The following is a 25,239-nucleotide window of genomic DNA, read 5'->3' on the forward strand; positions in this document are numbered from 1 at the left end:
AGCCGTAAGGCGAAGTATAGGGGGTGACACCTGCCCGGTGCTGGAAGGTTAAGGAGAGGGGTTAGCGTAAGCGAAGCTCTGAACTGAAGCCCCAGTAAACGGCGGCCGTAACTATAACGGTCCTAAGGTAGCGAAATTCCTTGTCGGGTAAGTTCCGACCCGCACGAAAGGTGTAACGATTTGGGCACTGTCTCAACCAGAGACTCGGTGAAATTATAGTACCTGTGAAGATGCAGGTTACCCGCGACAGGACGGAAAGACCCCGTGGAGCTTTACTGTAGCCTGATATTGAATTTTGGTACAGTTTGTACAGGATAGGCGGGAGCCATTGAAACCGGAGCGCTAGCTTCGGTGGAGGCGCTGGTGGGATACCGCCCTGACTGTATTGAAATTCTAACCTACGGGTCTTATCGACCCGGGAGACAGTGTCAGGTGGGCAGTTTGACTGGGGCGGTCGCCTCCTAAAGTGTAACGGAGGCGCCCAAAGGTTCCCTCAGAATGGTTGGAAATCATTCGTAGAGTGCAAAGGCATAAGGGAGCTTGACTGCGAGACCTACAAGTCGAGCAGGGACGAAAGTCGGGCTTAGTGATCCGGTGGTTCCGCATGGAAGGGCCATCGCTCAACGGATAAAAGCTACCCCGGGGATAACAGGCTTATCTCCCCCAAGAGTCCACATCGACGGGGAGGTTTGGCACCTCGATGTCGGCTCATCGCATCCTGGGGCTGTAGTCGGTCCCAAGGGTTGGGCTGTTCGCCCATTAAAGCGGTACGCGAGCTGGGTTCAGAACGTCGTGAGACAGTTCGGTCCCTATCCGTCGTGGGCGTAGGAAATTTGAGAGGAGCTGTCCTTAGTACGAGAGGACCGGGATGGACGCACCGCTGGTGTACCAGTTGTTCTGCCAAGGGCATAGCTGGGTAGCTATGTGCGGAAGGGATAAGTGCTGAAAGCATCTAAGCATGAAGCCCCCCTCAAGATGAGATTTCCCATAGCGTAAGCTAGTAAGATCCCTGAAAGATGATCAGGTTGATAGGTTCGAGGTGGAAGCATGGTGACATGTGGAGCTGACGAATACTAATAGATCGAGGACTTAACCATATAATATGTAGCAAATGTTATCTAGTTTTGAAGGAATATGCCTTCATAGTTTGGTGATGATGGCAGAGAGGTCACACCCGTTCCCATACCGAACACGGAAGTTAAGCTCTCTAGCGCCGATGGTAGTTGGGACCTTGTCCCTGTGAGAGTAGGACGTCGCCAAGCAACTAAAAACACAAGTCATTTGACTTGTGTTTTTTTGTATTGTTAAAAAGAATGGGAAAGAAGTAATGGAAATACAAACACGTTGCCCAAGAGTTAATCATATTATATAAAAGATGGGTGTATATTTTTCTGTAAATTGTTAAGGATTAGAAGTATAAAATAGGTTCACTTAAATAGGGAGGGAAGATTATGAAATTACAAAGTGAAGTTTGTATTGTTTGTGAGACAAAAAGAAAAGAAGGTATATATGTTTATAATAATTTAATATGCCATGAATGTGAAAAGGATATGGTGAATACAGAGACAGATGATCCGAAATATATATATTATTTAAAGCAGCTTCGAAAATTAGAAGTATCATATTTTTAAATAGGCATATGCCTATTATTTTTTTTGTTCTGTATAATAGATAGAGAATGAATAATAAGGAAGAGATGTAGATGAATCAAAATCGTATGCCTTTATATGAGGCGTTAATAGAGTTTAAAGAAAGAGGGCCGTTATCCTTTCATGTTCCTGGTCATAAGAATGGTTTAAACTTCCCTCAGGAGGTAATAAGAGAGTTTAAAGGTATTCTATCTATTGATGTAACTGAATTAGCAGGACTAGATGATTTGCATAGTCCGTTTGAATGTATAGATGAGGCACAACAATTATTGGCTGAAGTTTATAATACAAAGAGAAGTTATTTTTTAATTAATGGTTCAACAGTCGGGAACTTAGCAATGATTTTGTCTTGTTGCGGGGAACATGATATTGTTCTTGTACAAAGAAATTGTCATAAATCAATTATTAATGGTTTAAAACTTGCGGGAGCAAATCCCATTTTTTTAGATCCATGGATTGATGAAGCTTATAACGTACCAGTGGGAGTTCGTAATGAAATTATTAAGAACGCAATTGGAAAGTATCCAAATGCGAAAGCACTTATTTTAACGCATCCTAATTATTATGGTATGGGGATGGATTTAGAGGCAAGCATCGCTTTTGCACATGCACATAAAATCCCTGTTTTGGTAGATGAGGCACATGGGGCACATCTATGTTTGGGAGAACCATTTCCGAAGTCAGCATTAACATATGGTGCAGATATTGTAGTTCATTCTGCACATAAAACATTACCCGCAATGACAATGGGTTCCTATTTACATATAAATAGTCATTTAGTAGACGAAGATAAGGTTACTACTTATTTAAGTATGCTACAATCTAGTAGTCCATCGTATCCAATTATGGCTTCCTTGGATATAGCACGCTTTACAATGGCGCGTATAAAAGAAGAAGGTCACAGTGAAATTGTTGAGTTTTTACGAAGATTTAAGGAACAATTACGTTCTATTCCCCAAATCGCCATTTTAGAATATCCGTTGCAAGATGAGTTAAAGGTCACCGTACAAACTCGTTGTCAGTTATCAGGGTACGAATTACAGTCTGTATTTGAAAAGGTCGGTATATATACAGAGATGGCTGATCCGTACAATGTCCTATTTATTTTACCCTTACAAGTAAATGAGGGATATATGAAGGTTATAGAGATGATCCGAGTAGCATTGCAACATTATGAGGTGAAAGACAAGAGGGAATCTATTCGTTATACTTATAATGGTGAATTCTCTCTTTTACCGTATACGTATAAACAACTAGACGGATATGAAACAAAGATAGTATCTATAGAAGAGGCTGTTGGAATGATTGCGGCGGAAATGGTGATTCCGTATCCACCTGGAATTCCATTAATTATGTATGGAGAGAGAATTACTTCAGAGCATAAAGAGCAAATTATGTATTTAGAAAGAGCAGGAGCTCGTTTTCAAGGTAATACGAAATATATGAAAGTGTATGATATAGAAAGTAGGTTTTAGGATGAAGGGATTATTTGTAACAATTGAGGGCCCAGAAGGTTCAGGTAAAACAACGTTAATTAAAAGCTTATTGCCATATTTTGAACAAAAAGCACAGAAGGTAATGGCGACAAGGGAACCAGGCGGTATTGCAATTTCTGAGGACATTAGGACGATTTTACATAAACAAGAATATACGATGATGGAAGCACGTACAGAAGCGCTTCTTTATGCTGCTGCGCGCAGACAACATTTAGTAGAAAAAGTTATGCCAGCACTTAATGAGAACTACCTCGTGTTATGTGATCGTTTTATAGATAGCTCTTTAGCATACCAAGGCTATGCAAGAGGATTGGGTATGGATAAGGTATTTGAAATAAATCGTTTCGCAACAGAGGACTGTATGCCTAGTTTAACAATTTATCTAGACATTGAGCCTGAGGTTGGTTTGGCTCGGATTGAAAAAGATGCAGGACGTGAAGTAAATCGACTAGATATGGAAGATATCTCTTTCCATAAAAGTGTGCGCGAAGGGTATTTACAAGTTGTAGAACGTTTCTCGGATCGTATTGTATTGGTAAATGCTGATCAACCGATGGAAAAACTTATAGAAGAAGTTGTTCAGATTATAGAAGATAAATTGTTATAATAGAAGGAAAGAATGAAATAAGTGAGGTATGCATTATGACGAAGACGTGGGAGCAGCTTTCTGCTATACAACCCATCGGTGTAAAAATGTTGATGAATAGCATTGCAAAAGAGCGTATATCCCACGCTTACTTGTTAGAGGGAGGGAAAGGGACAGGAAAGTTTGCGACAGCAATTCAAATGGCAAAGAGTTTCCTCTGTTCTGAGCGGAATGGAGTAGAGCCCTGCCATGTATGTACAAACTGTAAGCGAATTGATTCAGGTAACCACCCTAACTTACATATTGTAAAACCAGACGGATTATCTATTAAGAAGCAGCAAATTCATGATTTACAAGAAGAGTTTTCCAAAACAGGATTAGAGGCAAATAAAAAAATATATATTATTGAGCACGCAGATCGTATGACAGCAAATGCGGCAAATACACTTTTGAAATTTTTAGAAGAACCAAGTAGTGATACAACTGCTATTTTACTTACTGAACAAAGTCATCAAATTTTAAATACGATTTTATCTCGCTGCCAAGTTGTTACGTTTAGACCGTTACCTACGGAATCTTTAATTAGAAGATTACAGGATGAAGGGATTACAGCATCTTTATCGACACTTGCTGCTCAACTTACAAATAGTTTTGATGAAGCTTTAGCTTTATGTAGTGATGAATGGTTTGCACAAGCACGAGCTTTAGTGATAAAATTATGTGAAGCGCTCGAAAAAGATAAAACCTCTATTTTTTTTGTACAAGAAAAATGGGGAAAACACTTTGGAGAGAAAGAACAATTACAGCAAGGTTTAGATATGTTACTCCTTATTTATAAGGATTTATTATATGTTCAACTTGGAGAAGAAGATCGTCTTGTTTTTCATGAGCAGAAAGAGATGTTTGAATCGTTTTCCTATGCTCAGAAGCGCATTGTATCAGCTCTCTTTAATATATTAGAGGCAAAAAATAGAATCAACGCTAATGTAAATGCGCAGCTTGTGTTCGAACAGTTAGTGTTGCGGTTGCAGGAGGGATGACCGTTTTGTATGATGTAGTAGGTGTTCGCTTTAAGAAGGCCGGAAAGGTATATTACTTTGATCCAAACCAGTTCGATATCTCTGAAAATGAGTTTGTCATTGTAGAAACGGTAAGAGGTATTGAATACGGAAAAGTAGTTATTACCAAAAAACAAGTTGATGAAAACGACGTTGTATTACCGCTAAAAAAGGTTATTCGTATTGCAAATGAAAATGATCGTACCATTGTTGAAGAGAACAAACATGCTGCCAAAGAAGCATATCAAGTCTGTCAACAAAAGGTAGTAGAGCATAATCTTGATATGAAACTTGTAGATGTAGAGTATACATTCGATCGTAATAAGATTATTTTCTATTTTACTGCGGATGGTCGGATCGATTTCCGCGAACTAGTGAAGGACTTAGCCGCAATTTTTAGAACAAGAATTGAACTAAGACAAATTGGTGTTCGTGATGAAGCGAAGATGCTAGGTGGTATTGGTCCATGTGGTCGTATGCTTTGTTGTTCTACTTTTTTAGGGGATTTTGAACCTGTATCCATTAAAATGGCAAAGGATCAAAATTTATCATTAAATCCTGCAAAAATCTCTGGTTTATGTGGTCGCTTAATGTGTTGCTTAAAATATGAGAATGATGAATATGAGGCAGCAAAGGAACAACTTCCTGATTTAGATCAACGTATACAAACCCCGCATGGTACTGGCCGTGTTATCGGATTAAATATTTTAGAAAGATTAATTCAAGTGGAACTAGTAGACAAGGAACGGATAGTAGAATATACGTTAGATGAGTTAGTGAATAAAGGGGTCGTTTCGAGTCAAACCACAGATTAATGAGGTGGGTGCTTGTGGAGAAAAAAGATATTTTTGAATCGGTTTCTAGTATGGAAGAGCAAATTGGACATTTATATAAACAGTTGGGAGAGTTAAAACAGCATCTTGCAGAGTTGTTGGAAGAAAACCAGCATATAAAAATGGAAAATAACAATTTGCGACACCGTTTTGAAGAAGTGCAGAATAAAGAAAAACAAAAAACTCAAAAACGTAAAGAAGTGAAGCCGAAAACAGATATTGGTGAAGGCTATGACAATTTAGCGAGACTATATCAAGAAGGTTTTCATATTTGCAATCTACATTATGGAAGTGTACGTAAAGAGGGAGATTGTTTGTTCTGTCTTTCATTCTTAAATAAAAAGTGAAATTACCTTTCCAATTATAATTGGAAAGGTAATTTTTTATACATGAAATAGGGTAGGTTAAGGGTAAGAAAAGGAGCAGTATATGAATTTATATGAAGATGAACGTTTAGATTACTTATTAGCACAAGACATGAAGATTATACAAAGCCCATCAGTATTTAATTTTTCTTTAGATGCCGTTTTACTTGCAGATTTTGCATGGGTACCAATTCAAAAGGGGAATTTACTTGATTTGTGTACAGGTAACGCTGTTGTTCCCCTTCTATTAAGTACAAGAACAAAAGGAAATATTACTGGTGTGGAAATTCAAGAACGCTTATATGATATGGGAGTAAGAAGTGTTCAATACAATGGGTTGGAAGAAAGAATTCACCTCATACATGGAGATTTGAAAGATATGCCAGAGAAACTTGGACGTCATCAATATGATGTTGTTACATGTAATCCACCATATTTTCAAACACCTCAAACTTCAGAGAAAAATATGAATGAACATTTAGCGATAGCTCGTCATGAAATTATGTGTACATTAGAAGATGTTGTATCTGCAAGTAGTCAGTTAGTAAAACAAGGTGGGAAAGTAGCGTTTGTACATCGTCCAGGGCGATTACTAGACATTGTCACATTAATGCGTAAATATAAAATTGAACCAAAGCGTGTGCAATTTGTTTATCCTAAGGTTGGAAAAGAAGCAAATACATTGTTAATTGAAGGAATTAAGGATGGAAATGCAGATTTGAAAATTTTACCACCTCTCGTTGTATATGAGAACAATAACGAATATACAAAGGAGCTACGTTCAATTTTATATGGAGAAGAATAAGCACTTTTTTTATGTGGTAGAGTGCTCTGATGGAAGTTATTATGCTGGATATACAAACCATATAGAAAAGAGAATTCAGACTCATAATAGCGGCAAAGGGGCTAAGTATACACGCGTCAGGCTTCCTGTCGTTTTAAAATATGTAGAGACCCACGATGATAAGCGTACAGCTATGCAAGCGGAGTATTACTTTAAGCAATTAACGAGAAAACAAAAAGAGGCATATATGCAAAAAGGAGAACGCTATGTGGCAACAAAAAAGCTTTCAACAAAATGAAAAGGGAGTTTTATATTTAGTACCAACTCCTATTGGAAATCTAGAAGATATGACATTTCGTGCAATCCGAATTTTAAAAGAAGTTGATTTAATTGCTGCTGAAGATACGAGACAAACGAAAAAACTTTGTAATTATTTTGAAATTGAAACACCTGTCACGAGTTATCATGAGCACAATAAAGAAGTAAGTGGGAAGAAACTATTAGAGAAATTAGAGGATGGAAAGAATGTAGCACTTGTTAGTGACGCTGGTATGCCGTGTATTTCTGATCCAGGTTACGATATTGTCGTTGAGGCAGTAGCTGAGCAATATCATGTAATTCCGCTTCCTGGAGCAAATGCAGCCCTTACAGCATTAATTGCATCCGGTCTTGAAACAAAGCAGTTTTATTTCTATGGTTTCTTGCAGAGAAACAAAAAGGAACGGAAGATGGAGTTAGAAAAGCTTCGTTATGTACAAATTACAATGATGTTTTATGAAGCACCTCATCGTTTAGATGATACTTTAATTTCGATGCAGGAAGTGTTGGGAAATAGAGAGATTGTATTATGTCGAGAGTTAACGAAAAAATTTGAGGAATTTATTCGAGGAACAATCGAAGAAGCAATTGAGTGGACGAAGCAAAATGAAGTACGTGGTGAGTTTTGTATTTTAGTAGCTGGTTCAACAGAAGAACCTGCTCCAGAAGAACAATGGTGGGAATCTCTTTCGGTATATGATCATATTGAATATTATATAAATGAAAAAAGTATGAATTCAAAAGAAGCGATTAAAACAGTCGCTAAAGATCGAGATTTGTCGAAAAGAGATGTATATCAAATCTATCATGTCGATAAAAAATAAGCTTCTCATAATTGAGAAGCTTATTTTGCTGTTTCGATATAATCTTGAAGTTCGTTTAAGATTTGCTCAGCGCCTTCTTTGCTTAAGATGATTTTACCTTCAGCTAAAGAAAGGTTACCGTCAGATACTTCACCAGTTACTTGGCAAGTCATGTTTGGTTTATATTTCTTTAAGATGATTTTTTCGTCATCAACATAGATTTCAAGAGCGTCCTTTTCTGCAATACCTAAAGTACGGCGTAATTCGATTGGAATTACTACACGACCTAATTCATCAACTTTACGAACAATACCAGTAGATTTCATAATTTTTTTCCTCCTAAATAAATAGTTTATAAGTTTCGAGTCTATTTTTAGATTCGTCATTTTTCGACAAAATACCCTATGGACATATGATACCAATCATTTACATTTCCGTCAATTCTTAAATTCTATATTTTTTAAAAAGATTTATAGATTTCTTATTTCTTATATATAATAGATTGAGAGGAAATTCCACAATTATTTGCATTATTTTCTGAAAAAATAATAAATTAAAAGTGGATATTGTATATTTTTTTGAAATATGAGCAATAGATGATAAAGATATTGAGCATTAAGATCTAAATTGAAAATTAGGTTGGCGTAAAGAAGATAAGTTAGATTTGGGCTGCTCGTAAAAGCCCAATTAACGTAGGCTAATAATTAGTGGGGAGGAACAAAAACCCTACTGATTAAAGTTTCACTTTATATATGAGTTTTTGATATACTGTTTATAAATACATATGAGGTTATTCGGGAGGTCCAAAACAATGACAGAGGAAAATAAGTCCTTTTATATTACTACCCCAATTTATTATCCAAGTGGAAAATTACACATTGGACATGCTTATACGACAGTAGCAGGAGATGCGATGGCACGATATAAGCGTATGCAAGGTTATAATGTGCATTATTTAACAGGAACTGATGAACATGGACAGAAGATCCAAAAGAAAGCAGAAGAGTTAAATATTACGCCACAGGCATATGTTGATAACATTGTTGCAGGAATTAAAGAGCTTTGGGAGAAGATGGATATTTCTTATGATGATTTTATTCGTACAACTGAAGATCGTCATAAAGATGTTGTCGAAAAAATCTTTAAACAATTAGTAGATCAAGGTGACATTTATCTTGATGAATATGAAGGTTGGTATTCTGTACAAGATGAGACGTTCTATACAGAGCATCAATTAGTAGAGCCAATTATGGAAGGCGACAAAGTAGTTGGAGGAAAAAGCCCAGATAGTGGTCATGATGTAGAACTTGTTCGTGAAGAATCTTATTTCTTTAGAATGGGTAAATATGTCGACAGACTATTAAAGTTCTATGAAGATAATCCACATTTCATTCAGCCGGAGTCTCGTAAAAATGAAATGATTAATAATTTTATTAAACCGGGATTAGAAGATTTAGCAGTTTCTCGTACTTCATTTGACTGGGGAGTTCGTGTTCCTGGTAACCCAAAACACGTTATTTACGTATGGGTTGACGCATTATCTAACTATATTACGGCGTTAGGTTATGGAACAGCAAATGAAGAGAAATATAAAAAATTCTGGCCTGCAGATGTGCATTTAGTTGGGAAAGAAATTGTTCGTTTCCATACAATTTATTGGCCGATAATTTTAATGGCATTAGATTTACCTCTTCCGAAGAAAGTCTTTGCTCATGGCTGGATTTTAATGAAGGATGGAAAGATGAGTAAGTCAAAAGGAAACGTAGTAGATCCAGTTACATTAATCGATCGTTACGGATTAGATGCATTACGTTATTACCTACTTCGTGAAGTTCCATTTGGATCTGATGGCGTATTTACACCAGAAGGATTTGTGGAGCGTATTAATTTCGACTTAGCAAATGACTTAGGTAATTTATTAAATCGTACAGTAGCTATGATTGATAAGTACTTTAACGGAGAAATCCCTGCATTTAAAGCAAATGTGACGGAATTTGATGAAACGTTAGTAGCGTTTGCACAAGATACTTTGAAAAAAGTAGAAGAAGCAATGGAGAATATGGAGTTCTCTGTAGCGTTAGGATCTATTTGGCAACTAGTTAGTCGTACGAATAAATATATTGATGAAACACAACCATGGGTATTAGCAAAAGATGAGAATGATCGTGAAAAGTTAGCCTCTGTAATGGCTCATTTAGCAGAAGTACTTCGTCAAACAGGTATTATGCTTATGCCATTCTTAACAGTAGCACCAAGCAAGATGTTTGCTCAGCTTGGCCTTACTGATGAAGCTCATAAATCTTGGGAAAGTCTATCTACAATTGGCTGCATTCCAGCTGGAACAAAAGTAGAAAAAGGAAACCCAATTTTCCCTCGTTTAGAAATGGAAGTGGAAGTAGAGTACATTAAAGAACAAATGAAAAGCTCTGCTCCTAAAGTAGAAGAGAAAAAAGAAGAAGAACCGAAGGCAGAAGAAATTACAATTGATGATTTCTTTAAAGTAGAATTACGCGTAGCTGAAGTACTATCTGCTGAACCTGTGAAAAAAGCAGACAAGCTGTTAAAAATTCAACTAGACTTAGGTACAGAAAAGCGTCAAGTTGTTTCTGGAATTGCAAAATTCTATTCGCCGGAAGACTTAAAAGGTAAAAAGGTTATTTGTGTAACAAACTTAAAACCTGTAAAATTACGCGGTGAATTATCGCAAGGTATGATTTTAGCGGGTGAAGAGAATGGCGTATTGTCATTAGCATCAATTGATCAAAATCTACCAAATGGTACAAAAATCAAGTAATTAAGACAAGAAAAGAGATGTTTCACGTGTAACATGTGTGAAGCGTCTTTTTTCTTTTTACACTCTCTATTTTTGCATTAAGATTGTAGTATTGTTATCGTTAAGTTATTAAAGAACTTATTTTTGTAGAATAAACTTGATTTCAATATAAAAGGAGTTATGTATTATGTTGTTTGATACACATTCACATTTGAATGCAGAGCAATTCGAAGGAGATTTGCAAGAGGTTATTGCCCGAATGAAAGAAGCGGGAGTTACTTATACAGTTGTTGTTGGTTTTGATGAAGTAACGATAAAAAAGGCGATGGAATTAGCTGAAGCCTATGATTTTATTTACGCTGCGGTTGGGTGGCACCCAGTTGATGCAATCGACATGACAGAAGAACATTTAGCTTGGTTAGAAGAACTTGCTTCTCATCCTAAAGTCGTTGCACTTGGAGAAATGGGCTTAGATTATCACTGGGATAAGTCTCCAAAAGAAATACAGAAAGAAGTATTCCGTAAACAAATTGCATTAGCGAAAAAAGTAAAATTGCCGATTATTATACATAACCGCGATGCAACTCAAGATATTGTTGATATTCTAGAAGAAGAGAATGCAGCTGAAGTAGGAGGCATTATGCATTGCTTTAGCGGCAGCGTAGAGGTAGCAGAGCGATGTGTTGATATGAACTTTTTAATTTCGTTAGGTGGACCAGTTACATTTAAAAACGCTAAGAAGCCGAAAGAGGTTGCTACGGAGATTCCATTAGAGAAATTGTTAATAGAGACGGATTGTCCGTATTTAACACCGCATCCATTTCGAGGGAAACGAAATGAACCGAGTTATGTAAAACTCGTGGCAGAAGAAATTGCGAATTTAAAAGGAATTTCTTATGAGGAAGTAGCAGAAATGACAACTAAAAATGCAAAAGTTTTATTTGGTGTTGAATAAAAAAGAATGGGGAAACCTGTTCTTTTTTATTTTGAGAAAAACTAGTAGAAGTGATGAAGAAAATAAATGTGAATGATGAAGTGTTACAATAAGGACAGAGAACAAAGATTTTTCTATTCTATTTTTTAAAATATAAGAATGGGGAAAATAATAATGGAAAAGTCGTCATTTTTTTGTTTTACTAAGTAGAGACGAAATGAGTGTGGAGGCAAGCATGAAAATAAAAGAGATTATCGTTGTAGAAGGTAAAGATGATACAGTTGCGATTAAGCGTGCTGTTGATGCGGATACAATTGAAACGAACGGTTCAGCAATCGGTGATCATGTTATTGAGCAAGTTAAATTAGCGCAGCAAAAAAGGGGCGTTATTATTTTCACAGATCCGGATTATCCTGGAGAGCGTATTCGAAAAATTATTTCTGACAAGGTTCCTGGCTGTAAGCATGCCTTTTTACCGAAGGAAGAAGCGCTTGCTAAAAGGAAAAAGGGTGTTGGGATCGAACACGCTTCTAATGAGTCGATTCGCCGCGCTCTAGAGAATATACATGAAGAAATGGAAGCTTACACAAGTGAAATTAGTTGGAGTGATTTAGTCGATGCAGGCTTAGTGGGCGGAGAAATGGCAAAGAGCCGCAGAGAAAGAATGGGTAAGCTATTAAAGATTGGTTATACAAATGCAAAACAGTTACATAAACGATTACAGATGTTTCAAGTTTCAAAGGAATCATTTGCAGAAGCTTATAAGCAAGTAATACAGGAGGAAAAAAAATGAAGGATATCGCAACGCCAAATCGTACAAAAGACATTGTTGAAAAGTATGGATTTTCATTCAAAAAAAGTTTAGGACAAAACTTTTTAATTGATACAAATGTATTAAATCGTATTGTCGATCATGCAGAAATTGGTTCAGAAAGTGGTGCAATTGAAATTGGACCAGGTATTGGTGCATTAACAGAGCAATTAGCAAAGCGTGCTAAAAAAGTAGTGGCTTTTGAAATTGATCAAAGACTATTACCAATTTTAGATGAGACGTTAGCGCCATATGGTAACGTTACAGTTATTAATAAAGACGTACTAAAAGCAGATGTACATGAAGTATTTAATGAGCAATTTGAAGAAGGGCAAGATGTAATGGTAGTAGCTAACTTACCATACTATATTACAACGCCAATTTTATTTAAATTGCTTGAAGAAAAGTTACCAGTTCGTGGATTTGTTGTTATGATGCAAAAAGAAGTTGGAGATCGTTTAGCTGCTAAACCTGGAACGAAAGAGTATGGTTCTTTATCGATTGCTATTCAGTATTATACAGAAGTTGAAACAGTTATGACTGTACCGCGTACAGTGTTTGTACCACAGCCAAATGTTGATTCTGCAATTATTCGCCTTCTAAAGCGTCCGAAACCGGTTGTAGAGGTGACAGATGAAACATTCTTCTTTGAAGTAGTACGAGCAAGTTTCGCACAGCGCCGTAAAACTTTGATGAATAATTTATCAAATAATTTAAATGGTTTCCCGAAAGATAAGGAATTATTGGATCGAATTTTAACAGAAGTAGGAATTGATCCAAAGCGAAGAGGCGAAACGCTATCTATTGAAGAGTTTGCAACATTAAGTAATGCATTAGTTCTTCATAAATTATCATAAGAATATGAAAGGGACAGTTCAAGTTGAACTGTCCCTTTTGTCACCTTTCTCTCTTTAAATTCATACTTTAAAAACAGGTAAGATGGCCTAATGAGTTTGGAGGTAGGAGAATGGTTTTACATGTTGGAGAATTAGTGGAACGATATTCTCATAAGAGGGATATTCTTTTTCGTATTATAGAAATAAAAGGCGAGATAGCTATATTGTTTGGAGAGGAAATTAGACTGGTGGCGGATGCGCCACTTGAAGATTTAATTAGTATAGATCAAAGAGAACATAAAAAAAGGGTGAAGCGTGAGAAAGAAACAATGGAGCGCACGTATCGTTTGTTTCAACAAGATTATGTACTGATGAAACAAAGGCATGAACATACTTCAACTGGTGGATACACAAGTGAGGTGAATTATTTTCAAATGCCGGGACGTGTATTGCATATAGATGGAGACCCTTTATATTTGCGCAAGTGCTTAGATTTATATAATAAAATTGGCGTTCCTGTTCAAGGTATTCATTGTAAAGAAACGGAGATGCATGAAAAAGTAGTAGACTTAATAGATCACTTTCGCCCAGACATTCTCGTTATTACAGGGCATGATGCATATACAAAATCAAAAGGAGTGAAGGGAGATTTAGCGGCATATAGGCATTCAAGACATTTTGTACAGGCTGTTCGTGAAGTGCGAAAAAAATATCCATCATTGGATCAACTTGTTATTTTTGCTGGGGCATGTCAATCACATTTTGAGGCACTAATTCGTGCAGGGGCCAATTTCGCTAGTTCACCATCTAGAATTAATATTCATGCACTAGATCCTGTATATGTAGTTGGTAAAATTAGTTTTACTTCATTTATGGAGAGAGTCAATGTATGGGATGTCGTACGTAATACAATTACTGGTGAAAAGGGACTAGGTGGAATTGAAACGAGAGGGATTTTACGAACGGGATTACCTTTTCAACATTACGAAGAGTAAGCAGGATACATATGTATCTTGCTTTTTTGTATGGAAGGATTTAAATGAATTTGGATAAAAAGAGGTAAGAACGTGCAGACTACGTAATGATACTTTTACAATATAGTATTTCTTCTATCTATTCAAACGCAGGATGATATTAGCTGTGAATCGCGGTTAATAATTAGGATAGATATATCGTGCTTTAAGTGTTCAATCTAAATTACAGCGAGGTGTAGCGAAGTATATGTCAAAACGTTTAGATGAAATTAAAAGCGAATTAGATCACCATCTTGGACAGCGACTTATGTTAAAAGCAAATAGTGGAAGAAGAAAAACTGTGGAGCAATCAGGTGTACTAGCAGAAACATACCGTTCCGTTTTTGTTGTACAATTAGATCAACAAGAAGATGCGTTGCAACGTGTATCTTATAGTTATGCAGATGTTTTAACAGAGACAGTAGAGTTAACATTTTATGGAGACCCTCATAATGAGGTCATTTTATAATTTGTATATCATTACATATATTCCCATAAATGAAAAGCTATATTATTTTGCATACTAACTATACCGTAGCAAAATAAGGAGGGACTCTGCATTGAGTAGACGAAGAGGTGTCATGTCAAACCAATTTAAAGAAGAGCTAGCAAAAGAGCTTGGCTTTTATGATGTTGTTCAGAAAGAAGGATGGGGCGGAATTCGTGCGAAAGATGCTGGTAACATGGTGAAACGTGCTATAGAAATTGCAGAACAGCAATTAATGAAACGAAACCAGTAGTTGTAAGATACTTTCTATGCTACGGTAGCCGAGGAGACATTCCTCGGCTTTTTGTAATCTAAAAGGTGCCATCATTTTACATAAGTAGTTTCATTCTGAATGCTTTTCGTTATAATTAGGGAAGTGTCATCGTCTTACTATAAATTTATGGTAAAATAAACGATAAAAGATTGAGTACATAGAGTGGGTGAATAGATTGAAGCTACTAGTGAAAGCACCAGCAAAGATTAATCTGTCGTTAGATGTACTGGGAAAAAGACAAGACGGATATCATGAAGTGAAAATGATTATGACAACCATTGATTTAGCAGATCGTCTAGAACTAACGGAATTAGCAGAAGACCGTATTGAAATTTTATCCCATAATCGGTATGTCCCAGACGACCAACGAAATTTAGCTTATCAGGCAGCGAAATTATTAAAAGAGAAGTTTAATGTAAAAAAAGGTGTATCTATTACTATTGAAAAAACGATTCCAGTAGCAGCTGGATTAGCAGGTGGAAGTAGTGATGCAGCAGCGACATTACGTGGTCTTAATAAATTATGGAATTTAGGGCTTACAATTGATGAGTTAGCAGAGCTTGGCGCAGAAATTGGATCAGATGTATCGTTCTGTGTATACGGAGGCACAGCAATTGCCACTGGAAGAGGAGAGAAAATTGAGCATATAAAGACTCCGCCTTCTTGTTGGGTTATTTTAGCGAAACCACATATAGGTGTATCTACTGCTGATGTGTATGGAAATTTAAAGTTAAATCGAGTTACACATCCGAATGTAGATAAAATGGTTGATGTCATAAATTCTGGTGATTATAAAGGAATTTGTGATACTGTTGGTAACGTTTTAGAAGATGTAACATTTGGAATGCATCCTGAAGTTGCCCGTATTAAATCACAGATGAAGCGATTTGGAGCGGATGCTGTATTAATGAGTGGAAGTGGTCCAACTGTATTTGGACTTGTACACCATGATTCACGAATGCATCGCATTTATAACGGATTAAAAGGATTTTGTGAACAAGTCTATGCGGTACGTTTATTAGGAGAGCGAGAAACGCTTGAATAAAGACGTATAATACGTTATGATTTGTTTAGAATATTCGTGATTTGAGGTGAGAGTATGAAAATTAGAAGAAGTACAAGATTAGTCGATATGACTTATTACTTGCTACAAAACCCTCGTCAGCTAGTATCTCTCACTTTTTTTGCTGAAAGGTATCAATCGGCTAAGTCTTCCATTAGTGAAGATTTAGTTATTATTAAGCAAACGTTTGAACAACAAGGGGTCGGCACATTGCAAACGATACCAGGAGCAGCAGGAGGAGTGAAATATATACCGTATATAAGTGAAGAAGAGGCAGATCTAATTATTGATGAGCTTTGTGGCTTATTTGAAAACCCAGATCGTATTTTGCCTGGCGGTTACTTATACATGACAGATTTATTGAGTAATCCTCGCCATATTAATGGCGCAGGTCGTTTGTTTGCTTCTGTTTTTGCTAGGCAACCAATTGATGCAGTTATGACGGTGGCAACGAAGGGGATTCCACTTGCTTATGCAGTGGCAAATTACTTAGATGTACCAGTTGTAATTGCAAGGAAAGATAATAAGGTAACAGAAGGTCCGACTGTTAGTATTAACTATGTGTCGGGTTCTTCTAAACGAATTCAAACAATGACGTTAGCAAAACGCAGTCTTCCAGAAGGGTCGAATGTTTTAATTATTGATGACTTCATGAAAGCTGGCGGAACAATTCAAGGTATGATGAGTATGTTAGAAGAGTTCAAGGCTAATGTTGTTGGTATTGGTGTATTAGTAGAATCCACAGATATTGAAGAACGACTAATTAATAATTTTGTATCATTAATTCGTCTATCGGAAGTTGATGTGAAAGAAAAAACGATTCAAGTGGAAAAAGGGAATTATTCTCTTGCGCCATTTGATGAAGGGCTTGTAGAGGCGGAATAAAAGATAGAGCAGATAGCTCTATCTTTTTTTATTTTATTTATAGATTATAAAATAGATGGACAAACTGCCTTTCGTACACTATTTTTAAAGAGTAAAATAAATAATAAAAGGGTGAAAAGTATGAAAGTTGTTCAAACAAGCAAGGCACCACAAGCAATTGGACCTTATTCACAGGGGATTATTGTAAATAACATGTTCTATAGCTCAGGACAAATTCCATTGACGGCAAATGGGGAGCTTGTAACAGGAGATGTAACAGTACAAACAGAACAAGTATTTCAAAATTTACAAGCGGTATTAGAGGAAGCAGGTGCTTCATTTGATACAGTCGTAAAAACAACAGTATTTTTAAAGGACATGGATGATTTTAATGCTGTGAATGAAGTGTATAGCTCTTATTTCTCTACTCATAAACCAGCTCGATCTTGTGTGCAAGTAGCAAAATTACCGAAAGATGTTTCCGTTGAAATTGAAGTAATCGCCCTAGTTAAGTAACCTTTTGTAAGCGATAACCTCCACTAATCTCTATATTCAACTACTTTAAAAATTTTTATCTTAAAAATTTTTAAAAAATTAAAGGGAAAATAGAAAATTTGTGGAATTTATACAAATATATCGCTTATTTAGAAAAGGGTGGTGAACACAAGATGGAAGTGACTGACGTAAGATTACGCCGCGTAAACACAGAAGGCCGCATGAGAGCAATTGCCTCTATTACTCTAGACCATGAATTTGTTGTTCATGATATTCGTGTAATTGATGGTAATAATGGATTATTTGTAGCAATGCCAAGTAAACGTACTCCAGATGGAGAGTTCCGTGACATTGCACATCCAATTAATTCTGGTACACGCTCTAAAATTCAAGATGCGGTTTTAACAGAGTATCATCGTTTAGGCGAGTTAGAAGAGGTTGAGTTTGAAGAAGCGGGTGCTTCGTAAAATTCGAATGAAAAGGGCTTTTGACAAAAAGCCTTATAATTTTGTAGCAAACTCCTGTAAGCATTTACAGGGGTTTGTTTTTTTTGCTTTATATTTGGAAACTGCATAATTTATTAACATAAAAAGAAGAAACTACTAATTTTTTCAAAATCATTTTAAATAGTATAGCTTATTTCTTAAAAAAGATACTAAAGAGTAAAACATCTTATAAGAATTATGGTAAAATTTAATAGTTAAAATGTGTTTCTTGAAATATATGATGATTTAGGATAATATCTTTAATGGATAAATAGGTTGCGATGGAGGGTCTATATGTCAAACAGATTTGCAGTGATTCTAGCTGCAGGTAAAGGCACACGTATGAAGTCTAAGCTATACAAAGTGCTGCATCCTGTATGTGGAAAACCTATGGTACAACACGTAGTCGATCAAGTATCTCAATTAGGATTGCAGAAACTTGTAACGGTTGTTGGACATGGTGCTGAAATGGTACAAGAACAGCTAGGGAACGTAAGTGAATTTGCATTACAAGCAGAACAACTTGGTACAGCACATGCTGTAGATCAAGCTGCAAGTGTACTTGCAAATGAAGAAGGAACAACTTTAGTTATTTGTGGTGATACGCCTCTAATAACTGCTGAAACAATGGAAGCATTACTTCAGCAACATAAAGAAGCAGGAGCAATGGCGACGGTGCTAACAGCATACATAGAAGAGCCTGCTGGATATGGCCGTATTGTTCGTAATGAGAATGGTCATGTTGAAAAGATTGTTGAGCATAAAGATGCAAATGAGAAAGAATTAGCTATTAAAGAAATCAATACAGGTACGTATTGTTTTGATAATAAGGCTTTATTTGCTTCACTTTCTAAAGTTTCAAATGATAACGTGCAAGGTGAATATTACCTTCCAGATGTTATTGAGATTTTAAAAAATGAAGGTCATATCGTATCAGCTTATCAAACAGAGCAGTTCGACGAAACGTTAGGTGTTAACGACAGAGTCGCTCTATCGCAAGCGGAAATTATTATGAAAAACCGTATCAACCGAAAGAACATGGTAAACGGTGTTACAATTATTGATCCAAGTAACACTTATATTTCTGCTGATGCAGTTATCGGTAGTGATACAGTTCTTCATCCAGGAACAATTATTGAGGGGAACACTGTAATTGGCTCTGATTGTGAAATTGGACCGCATACAGTAATTCGCGATAGTGAAATTGGAGATCGTACGACAATTCGACAATCTACTGTACATGATAGTAAGCTTGGTACAGAAGTATCGGTTGGTCCATTTGCACATATTCGCCCAGATTCAGTTATTGGAGACGAAGTACGCGTTGGAAACTTCGTGGAAATCAAAAAAACTGTCTTTGGTAATAGAAGTAAAGCTTCACACTTGAGTTATATCGGGGATGCACAAGTTGGAGAAGACGTGAATCTTGGTTGTGGTTCAATTACGGTGAACTATGACGGTAAGAATAAATTCAAAACTGTGATTGGTAATGGGGTATTTATTGGATGTAATTCAAACCTTGTTGCTCCAGTAACAGTTGAAGATGGTGCTTATGTGGCAGCAGGCTCTACAATTACAGAGAATGTTCCATCAAAAGCATTATCGGTAGCACGTGCACGTCAAGTTAACAAAGAAGACTATGTTGATCAATTGCTGAATAAGAAAAAATCATAATGTGGAGGGTTAATCTAGATGTCGACTCAATATCTAAATTCTAATTTGAAAGTATTCTCTTTAAACTCTAATAAGGAACTTGCTGAGCAGATTGCAAAGCATATTGGAGTAGGGCTAGGAAAATGTTCTGTTGATCGTTTTAGTGATGGAGAAGTTCAAATTAACATTGAAGAAAGTATCCGTGGTTGCGATGTATTCATTATTCAATCTACAAGCTTCCCAGTAAACGAACATATCATGGAATTACTTATTATGATTGATGCATTAAAACGTGCATCTGCGAAAACAATTAATATTGTTATTCCTTACTATGGTTATGCGCGTCAAGACCGTAAAGCGCGTTCTCGTGAACCAATTACATCGAAACTTGTAGCAAACTTGCTTGAAACAGCAGGTGCAACTCGTGTAATCACTCTAGATTTACATGCTCCACAAATTCAAGGGTTCTTTGATATCCCAATCGACCACTTAATGGGTGTACCGATTCTTTCAGATTACTTTGAAACAAAAGGTCTTAAAGATATCGTAATCGTGTCTCCTGACCATGGTGGTGTAACTCGTGCAAGAAAAATGGCAGATCGTCTAAAAGCGCCAATCGCTATTATTGATAAGCGTCGTCCTCGCCCGAACGTATCAGAGGTAATGAACATTATCGGTAATATTGAAGGTAAAACAGCGATTTTAATTGATGACATCATTGATACAGCTGGTACAATTACATTAGCAGCAAACGCTCTTGTTGAGAACGGTGCTTCTGAAGTATATGCTTGCTGTACACACCCAGTATTATCTGGTCCAGCAATTGAGCGTATTCAAAATTCAAATATTAAAGAGTTAGTTGTAACGAACTCTATCGTATTACCAGAAGAGAAGAAAATCGACAAAGTACATGAACTTTCAGTTGCTCCATTAATCGGAGAAGCAATCATTCGTGTATACGAAGAAGAATCTGTGAGTGTATTATTCAATTAATTGGATAGAATGAGACGTAACCAAAATTGGTTACGTCTTTTCGTATCGAAAAAAGAAAGTAGTGGTACAAGAATGAAATTGATAGTAGGACTTGGGAACCCAGGTAGAGAATATGAATTAACAAGGCATAATATTGGATTTATGGCCATTGATGAACTTGCGAAGCGTTGGAACATTTCTTTGAATGAACAAAAATTTAAAGGTGTATTTGGTGCAGGGTTTGTTAATGGAGAAAAGGTAATCTTATTAAAGCCGCTAACATACATGAACTTATCTGGGGAAAGTATTCGTCCACTCATGGATTATTATAAAATTGATGTTGAGGACTTCGTTGTTATGTACGACGATTTGGACATTCCTGTAGGTAAATTGCGTCTTCGCATGAAAGGTAGTGCTGGTGGACATAATGGTGTAAAGTCAACGATTTCGCACCTAGGAACACAAGAATTTCAACGTATCCGTATGGGAATCGATCGCCCGAAAAATGGAATGAAGGTAGTCGATTATGTATTAGGACGCTTTACATCTGAAGAGATTCCGGATGTTAACCATTCTATTGAAAAAGCAGCGGATGCATGTGAAGAGTGGCTAAATAAGCCTTTTCTCCAAATCATGAATACTTTCAATAGTTAAAAATGAGATTGGGAATATTTCTCTTTTGTTTTACCCATACTAGTAGTAATTGAATTTTTAGGAGGCTAGTATGGAAGGGTATTATTATTGCAGACACTGCGGAGGTAATGTAGGCTCCATTAACGCAGAAAAAGTATATAGCGACGTTTTATTTCAACTAACAGAGCAAGAAGTAGTAGAAATGATTCATTTTCATGAGAATGGAAATATATATATAAAAACGATTTGTGAATCGTGTCAAGAAACGCTCGCATCTTATCCTGAGTATTATGAGTATGAAAAATTTCTGCAATAAAATGTTGTCGCTTTGGCATGTCCAAAGCATTTTTCTGTTTTCCTTTTCCAAAATATTTGCATAAAATAGAATGACTTGCTCTTTATGTTGAGAGGAGTTTTAAAAATGATAGGTTTATTAGAGCAATTTTATAAAAATGAAGAGATACAATCGGTTATTAATGGATTAGAAGATGGGTTAAAAGAACAACTTATATCAGGGATGGCAACGTCTTCTCGTTCGTTATTAATGGCGGCTTTATATAAAAAAACAAAAAAATCACAATTAATCGTGACACATAACTTATACCAAGCACAAAAAGTACATGAAGATTTAGTGGCATTACTTGGTGAAAAAGATGTGTGGCTATATCCAGTGAATGAACTGATAGCATCGGAAATTGGGGTTGCAAGTCCAGAATTGAAGGCGCAACGTATAGAAGTGTTAAATCGCTTGGCTGCGGGAGAGAATGGAATCATTGTAGCGCCAGTGGCAGGATTGCGTAGATTTTTACCAATAAAAGAATTGTGGAAGCAAAAGCAAGTTGAAATCAATCTAGGGCAAGAGATTGATTTAGATGCGCTCTTGCATACTTTACATCATATTGGCTATGAACGTAAGTCGATGGTAGAAGCTCCAGGGGAGTTCAGTTTGCGTGGGGGAATATTAGATATTTATCCTTTAACTGAAGAACTACCATTTCGTATTGAATTCTTTGATACAGAAGTCGATTCTATTCGATTATTTGATGTGGATGAACAGCGTTCTCAAGGTAAAAAAGAAAGCGTTAGGTTTGGTCCGGCAACAGAGTTTTTATTTTCACAGGAAGAATTAAAATCAGGAATTCAGCATCTTGAAGAAGGTTTAACTAAGACGATGCAAAAACTTTCTGATGATAAACTAAAGACTACAGTGCTTGAGACGGTAAGTCATGAAATTGAGATGTTGAAAAACGGGCAAAGTATAGAACAGATGTTTAAATACTTATCTATTTTCTATAAAGAACCTGCTAGTCTGATAGATTATTTACCAGAAGACGGTGTTGTAATTTTAGACGAGATTTCCCGTATTCAAGAAACAGCATCGCATCTTGAAACAGAAGAGGCGGAATGGTATATATCACTTCTTGGTGAAGGAACAATTATTCAAGATTTATCTTTCTCTCACCCATTCGAGGGGTTTCTTCATCATAAAAAAAGAAGTTTTGTATATTTAACGTTATTCTTGCGTCATATCGCACACACACATCCGCAAAATATTGTTAATGTAACATGTAAAACAATGCAAGATTTCCATGGACAGATGAATTTGTTAAAAACAGAAATTGATAGATGGAATGAAGGGCATTTTACGACTGTTGTACTTGGAACAGATGATGAACGTGTGAAAAAATTACAACATATTTTAAGTGATTATGATATTGAGGCAGATATTGTAGAAGGTACAGATATCTTATTGCCTGGAAGGTTACAAATTGCTGTAGGTGATTTACATGCAGGATTTGAAATGCCGATGCAAAAGCTTGTTGTCATTACTGAAAAGGAGCTTTTTCATAAGAAAGTTAAAAAATCACAACGTAAACAAAAGTTATCGAATGCTGAACGTATTAAAAGTTATTCGGAATTAAAAGTTGGAGATTATGTAGTTCACGTAAATCATGGTATAGGTAAATTTTTAGGTATTGAGACATTAGAGATTAATGGTGTTCACAAAGATTATTTAAATATTAAATATCAAGGTAATGATAAGCTATACGTTCCAATTGAACAAATTGATCAAGTCCAAAAATATGTAGGATCTGAAGGTAAGGATCCGAAAGTTTATAAATTAGGCGGTAATGATTGGAAAAAGGTTAAAACGAAAGTTGAAAAATCTGTACAAGACATTGCGGATGACCTAATTAAACTATATGCTGAGCGCGAAGCTTCAAAAGGCTATGCATATACGCCAGATACGGCAGAACAACAAGAGTTCGAATCCTCTTTCCCATATCAAGAGACAGAGGATCAGTTACGTTCTATTGACGAGATTAAAAAAGATATGGAACGCGGACGCCCGATGGATAGGCTCCTTTGTGGTGACGTAGGGTATGGAAAGACTGAAGTGGCTATTCGTGCGGCATTTAAAGCAATTATGGATGAAAAACAAGTTGCAATTTTAGTACCGACAACGATTCTTGCGCAGCAACACTATGAAACAATTCGAGAGCGTTTTCAAGATTATCCGATCAATATAGGCTTATTAAGTAGATTCCGTACGAGAAAACAACAAAATGAAACAATTAAGGGCTTAAAGGATGGAACAGTAGATATCGTAATCGGAACACATCGTATTTTATCTAAAGATGTTACGTATAAAGATTTAGGGCTTCTTATTATTGATGAAGAACAAAGATTTGGTGTAACACATAAAGAAAAAATTAAACAATTGAAGGCAAATGTTGACGTATTAACATTAACGGCAACTCCGATTCCGCGGACGCTTCATATGTCTATGCTTGGTGTGCGCGACTTATCTGTTATTGAGACACCACCAGAAAATCGTTTCCCAGTCCAAACGTATGTAGTCGAGTATAATCCAGCGTTAATGCGAGAGGCAATAGAGCGAGAGCTTGCAAGAGGTGGTCAAGTTTACTTCCTATATAACCGTGTAGAGGATATTGAAAGAAAAGCAGATGAAATTTCGATGTTAGTTCCAGATGCCCGCGTAACGTACGCACATGGGAAAATGAACGAAAGCGAATTAGAGTCTGTTATGCTATCATTTTTAGAAGGACAGCATGATGTTCTTGTAAGTACAACAATTATTGAGACGGGTGTAGATATTCCGAATGTAAATACGTTAATTGTATTTGATGCAGATCGTATGGGATTATCACAGTTGTATCAGCTTCGTGGGCGTGTTGGACGTTCTAATCGTGTTGCGTATGCATACTTTGCATATAAACGTGACAAAGTGCTGTCAGAGGTTGCAGAGAAGCGTCTACAAGCAATTAAAGAGTTCACGGAACTTGGATCTGGTTTCAAAATTGCGATGAGAGATTTATCTATTCGTGGAGCAGGTAATTTGTTAGGGGCAGAACAGCATGGATTTATTGATTCTGTCGGATTTGATCTATATTCGCAAATGTTAAAAGATGCAATTGAACAGCGTAGAGGAACAGATGGGGCTGAAAATATAGTTAATGTTGAAATTGACTTAGAGGTAGATGCATATTTACCAGATGCTTATATTTCAGATAGTAAGCAAAAAATTATGATGTATAAACAATTTAGAGGTGTTTCTGCAATTGAGGATATTGAAGAATTGCAGGAAGAAATGATCGATAGATTTGGCGATTATCCACAAGAAGTTGGTTATTTATTACAAATTGCAAATATTAAAGTGTTGGCAATGAAAGAACAAATTGAATTAATTAAGCAGAATAAATTTGAAGTAACATTCCTGTTTTCTGAACAAGCAAGTCAAAATATTGATGGTGGAAAATTATTCATGCTCGGAAATAGTTTTGGACGTATGATCGGTTTAGGAATGGAAGGATCACAATTGAAAATTGTTATGAAAACAAATGGCTTAGAGACATCGAAGTGGTTAACAATTGCTGAAAATTTATTAAAAGGCTTACCAGATGTAAAAAAAGAAGTAATAAATGCCTAAAATAAGATAAAAAAATACAATTCGACGTGCATAGAAGAACTAATGTGTAAAATACTATGTCTAACAGTTGGTGATTTTTACATGAACAGGTAAATTCACCAC

Annotated in this window: 26 protein-coding genes and 2 rRNA genes (1 of these 28 running past the window's edge); 27 read left to right on the forward strand and 1 reads right to left on the reverse strand. The window is 36.3% G+C overall.

From position 1 onward, the window contains the following. From C3Y97_RS00170 to rsmI, 11 genes are all read left to right on the forward strand, one after another. Positions 1–1,097, forward strand: a 23S ribosomal RNA gene (locus tag C3Y97_RS00170) (it extends 1,825 nt beyond the left edge of the window). A gap of 49 nt (positions 1,098–1,146) precedes the next feature. Next, positions 1,147–1,262: ribosomal RNA gene (gene rrf, locus C3Y97_RS00175) — 5S ribosomal RNA — on the forward strand. 189 nt (positions 1,263–1,451) lie between these two features. After that, a complete protein-coding gene (locus C3Y97_RS00180) occupies positions 1,452–1,631 on the forward strand; it encodes a sigma factor G inhibitor Gin (protein ID WP_000776278.1) in 180 nt (59 codons plus the stop codon). 71 nt (positions 1,632–1,702) lie between these two features. Then, positions 1,703–3,124 carry an aminotransferase class I/II-fold pyridoxal phosphate-dependent enzyme gene (locus tag C3Y97_RS00185; RefSeq protein WP_001075304.1) on the forward strand — a complete coding sequence of 474 codons (1,422 nt, stop codon included), beginning with the start codon at positions 1,703–1,705 and terminating at the stop codon, positions 3,122–3,124. Position 3,125: 1 nt separating this feature from the next. Next, positions 3,126–3,752, forward strand: a complete 627-nt coding sequence (gene tmk, locus C3Y97_RS00190) for a dTMP kinase (protein ID WP_000677221.1) — start codon at positions 3,126–3,128, stop codon at positions 3,750–3,752. A gap of 35 nt (positions 3,753–3,787) precedes the next feature. Continuing rightward, positions 3,788–4,771 carry a DNA polymerase III subunit delta' gene (gene holB / locus C3Y97_RS00195; protein WP_000169561.1) on the forward strand — a complete coding sequence of 328 codons (984 nt, stop codon included), beginning with the start codon at positions 3,788–3,790 and terminating at the stop codon, positions 4,769–4,771. A 5-nt stretch (positions 4,772–4,776) separates the two neighbouring features. Next, complete coding sequence (locus tag C3Y97_RS00200; RefSeq protein ID WP_000272429.1) at positions 4,777–5,604, forward strand: PSP1 domain-containing protein; 828 nt, start codon at positions 4,777–4,779, stop codon at positions 5,602–5,604. 14 nt (positions 5,605–5,618) lie between these two features. Beyond that, the gene (yabA, locus tag C3Y97_RS00205; RefSeq protein ID WP_000412063.1) at positions 5,619–5,969 is read left to right on the forward strand and encodes a DNA replication initiation control protein YabA; all 351 of its coding nucleotides are present in this window, start codon (positions 5,619–5,621) and stop codon (positions 5,967–5,969) included. 82 nt (positions 5,970–6,051) lie between these two features. Beyond that, positions 6,052–6,792, forward strand: coding sequence for a tRNA1(Val) (adenine(37)-N6)-methyltransferase (locus tag C3Y97_RS00210; protein WP_001055366.1), 741 nt, complete (start codon positions 6,052–6,054; stop codon positions 6,790–6,792). Further along, positions 6,779–7,069 (forward strand): GIY-YIG nuclease family protein, encoded by a 291-nt coding sequence (locus C3Y97_RS00215; protein WP_000414350.1) that lies wholly within the window; start codon positions 6,779–6,781, stop codon positions 7,067–7,069. The genes C3Y97_RS00210 and C3Y97_RS00215 overlap by 14 nt, the downstream gene beginning before the upstream one ends. Continuing rightward, on the forward strand, positions 7,038–7,913 hold the full coding sequence (rsmI, locus tag C3Y97_RS00220) for a 16S rRNA (cytidine(1402)-2'-O)-methyltransferase (protein ID WP_074553640.1): 876 nt from the start codon (positions 7,038–7,040) through the stop codon (positions 7,911–7,913). The genes C3Y97_RS00215 and rsmI overlap by 32 nt, the downstream gene beginning before the upstream one ends. Positions 7,914–7,933: 20 nt before the next feature. Here rsmI and C3Y97_RS00225 read toward each other — a convergent pair whose 3' ends face one another. Further along, on the reverse strand, positions 7,934–8,218 hold the full coding sequence (locus C3Y97_RS00225) for a transition state genes transcriptional regulator AbrB (protein ID WP_000843036.1): 285 nt from the start codon (positions 8,216–8,218) through the stop codon (positions 7,934–7,936). Positions 8,219–8,703: 485 nt separating this feature from the next. Between C3Y97_RS00225 and metG the strand changes: the two genes are divergently transcribed. From metG to mfd, 16 genes are all read left to right on the forward strand, one after another. Continuing rightward, the gene (gene metG / locus C3Y97_RS00230; RefSeq protein WP_000134140.1) at positions 8,704–10,686 is read left to right on the forward strand and encodes a methionine--tRNA ligase; all 1,983 of its coding nucleotides are present in this window, start codon (positions 8,704–8,706) and stop codon (positions 10,684–10,686) included. A gap of 166 nt (positions 10,687–10,852) precedes the next feature. Further along, positions 10,853–11,620, forward strand: coding sequence for a TatD family hydrolase (locus C3Y97_RS00235; RefSeq protein ID WP_000895851.1), 768 nt, complete (start codon positions 10,853–10,855; stop codon positions 11,618–11,620). Between the two features lie 214 nt (positions 11,621–11,834). Beyond that, entirely contained in the window at positions 11,835–12,392 is a 558-nt protein-coding gene (gene rnmV / locus C3Y97_RS00240) for a ribonuclease M5 (RefSeq protein ID WP_000692835.1), read from the forward strand. Beyond that, complete coding sequence (rsmA, locus tag C3Y97_RS00245) at positions 12,389–13,267, forward strand: 16S rRNA (adenine(1518)-N(6)/adenine(1519)-N(6))-dimethyltransferase RsmA (protein ID WP_000651548.1); 879 nt, start codon at positions 12,389–12,391, stop codon at positions 13,265–13,267. Before rnmV ends, rsmA begins: the two co-directional genes overlap by 4 nt. Positions 13,268–13,377: 110 nt before the next feature. Further along, positions 13,378–14,241: a sporulation peptidase YabG gene (yabG, locus tag C3Y97_RS00250; RefSeq protein WP_000242868.1), complete on the forward strand. Its 864-nt coding sequence runs from the start codon at positions 13,378–13,380 to the stop codon at positions 14,239–14,241. A 226-nt stretch (positions 14,242–14,467) separates the two neighbouring features. Beyond that, positions 14,468–14,728, forward strand: a complete 261-nt coding sequence (gene veg / locus C3Y97_RS00255) for a biofilm formation stimulator Veg (RefSeq protein ID WP_000044347.1) — start codon at positions 14,468–14,470, stop codon at positions 14,726–14,728. A gap of 91 nt (positions 14,729–14,819) precedes the next feature. After that, positions 14,820–14,999: an acid-soluble spore protein SspF gene (gene sspF / locus C3Y97_RS00260; RefSeq protein ID WP_002094215.1), complete on the forward strand. Its 180-nt coding sequence runs from the start codon at positions 14,820–14,822 to the stop codon at positions 14,997–14,999. Positions 15,000–15,195: 196 nt separating this feature from the next. Beyond that, positions 15,196–16,065, forward strand: a complete 870-nt coding sequence (ispE, locus tag C3Y97_RS00265) for a 4-(cytidine 5'-diphospho)-2-C-methyl-D-erythritol kinase (protein ID WP_000772104.1) — start codon at positions 15,196–15,198, stop codon at positions 16,063–16,065. A 54-nt stretch (positions 16,066–16,119) separates the two neighbouring features. Next, positions 16,120–16,968: a pur operon repressor gene (gene purR / locus C3Y97_RS00270; RefSeq protein ID WP_000702466.1), complete on the forward strand. Its 849-nt coding sequence runs from the start codon at positions 16,120–16,122 to the stop codon at positions 16,966–16,968. A gap of 120 nt (positions 16,969–17,088) precedes the next feature. Beyond that, positions 17,089–17,463, forward strand: coding sequence for a RidA family protein (locus C3Y97_RS00275; RefSeq protein ID WP_000869815.1), 375 nt, complete (start codon positions 17,089–17,091; stop codon positions 17,461–17,463). Between the two features lie 152 nt (positions 17,464–17,615). Further along, entirely contained in the window at positions 17,616–17,909 is a 294-nt protein-coding gene (gene spoVG / locus C3Y97_RS00280; protein WP_000454041.1) for a septation regulator SpoVG, read from the forward strand. A 312-nt stretch (positions 17,910–18,221) separates the two neighbouring features. Beyond that, a complete protein-coding gene (gene glmU, locus C3Y97_RS00285; RefSeq protein ID WP_000071041.1) occupies positions 18,222–19,601 on the forward strand; it encodes a bifunctional UDP-N-acetylglucosamine diphosphorylase/glucosamine-1-phosphate N-acetyltransferase GlmU in 1,380 nt (459 codons plus the stop codon). An 18-nt stretch (positions 19,602–19,619) separates the two neighbouring features. Continuing rightward, a complete protein-coding gene (locus tag C3Y97_RS00290; protein WP_000107420.1) occupies positions 19,620–20,573 on the forward strand; it encodes a ribose-phosphate diphosphokinase in 954 nt (317 codons plus the stop codon). Between the two features lie 72 nt (positions 20,574–20,645). Continuing rightward, positions 20,646–21,206 (forward strand): aminoacyl-tRNA hydrolase, encoded by a 561-nt coding sequence (pth, locus tag C3Y97_RS00295; protein ID WP_000767702.1) that lies wholly within the window; start codon positions 20,646–20,648, stop codon positions 21,204–21,206. Positions 21,207–21,276: 70 nt separating this feature from the next. After that, entirely contained in the window at positions 21,277–21,501 is a 225-nt protein-coding gene (locus tag C3Y97_RS00300; RefSeq protein WP_000399438.1) for an anti-sigma-F factor Fin family protein, read from the forward strand. 105 nt (positions 21,502–21,606) lie between these two features. Further along, complete coding sequence (gene mfd, locus C3Y97_RS00305) at positions 21,607–25,137, forward strand: transcription-repair coupling factor (RefSeq protein ID WP_000579688.1); 3,531 nt, start codon at positions 21,607–21,609, stop codon at positions 25,135–25,137. Positions 25,138–25,239 lie beyond the last annotated feature (102 nt).

The sequence above is a fragment of the Bacillus sp. DU-106 genome (assembly GCF_004799705.1).
Lineage (GTDB): Bacteria > Bacillota > Bacilli > Bacillales > Bacillaceae_G > Bacillus_A > Bacillus_A cereus.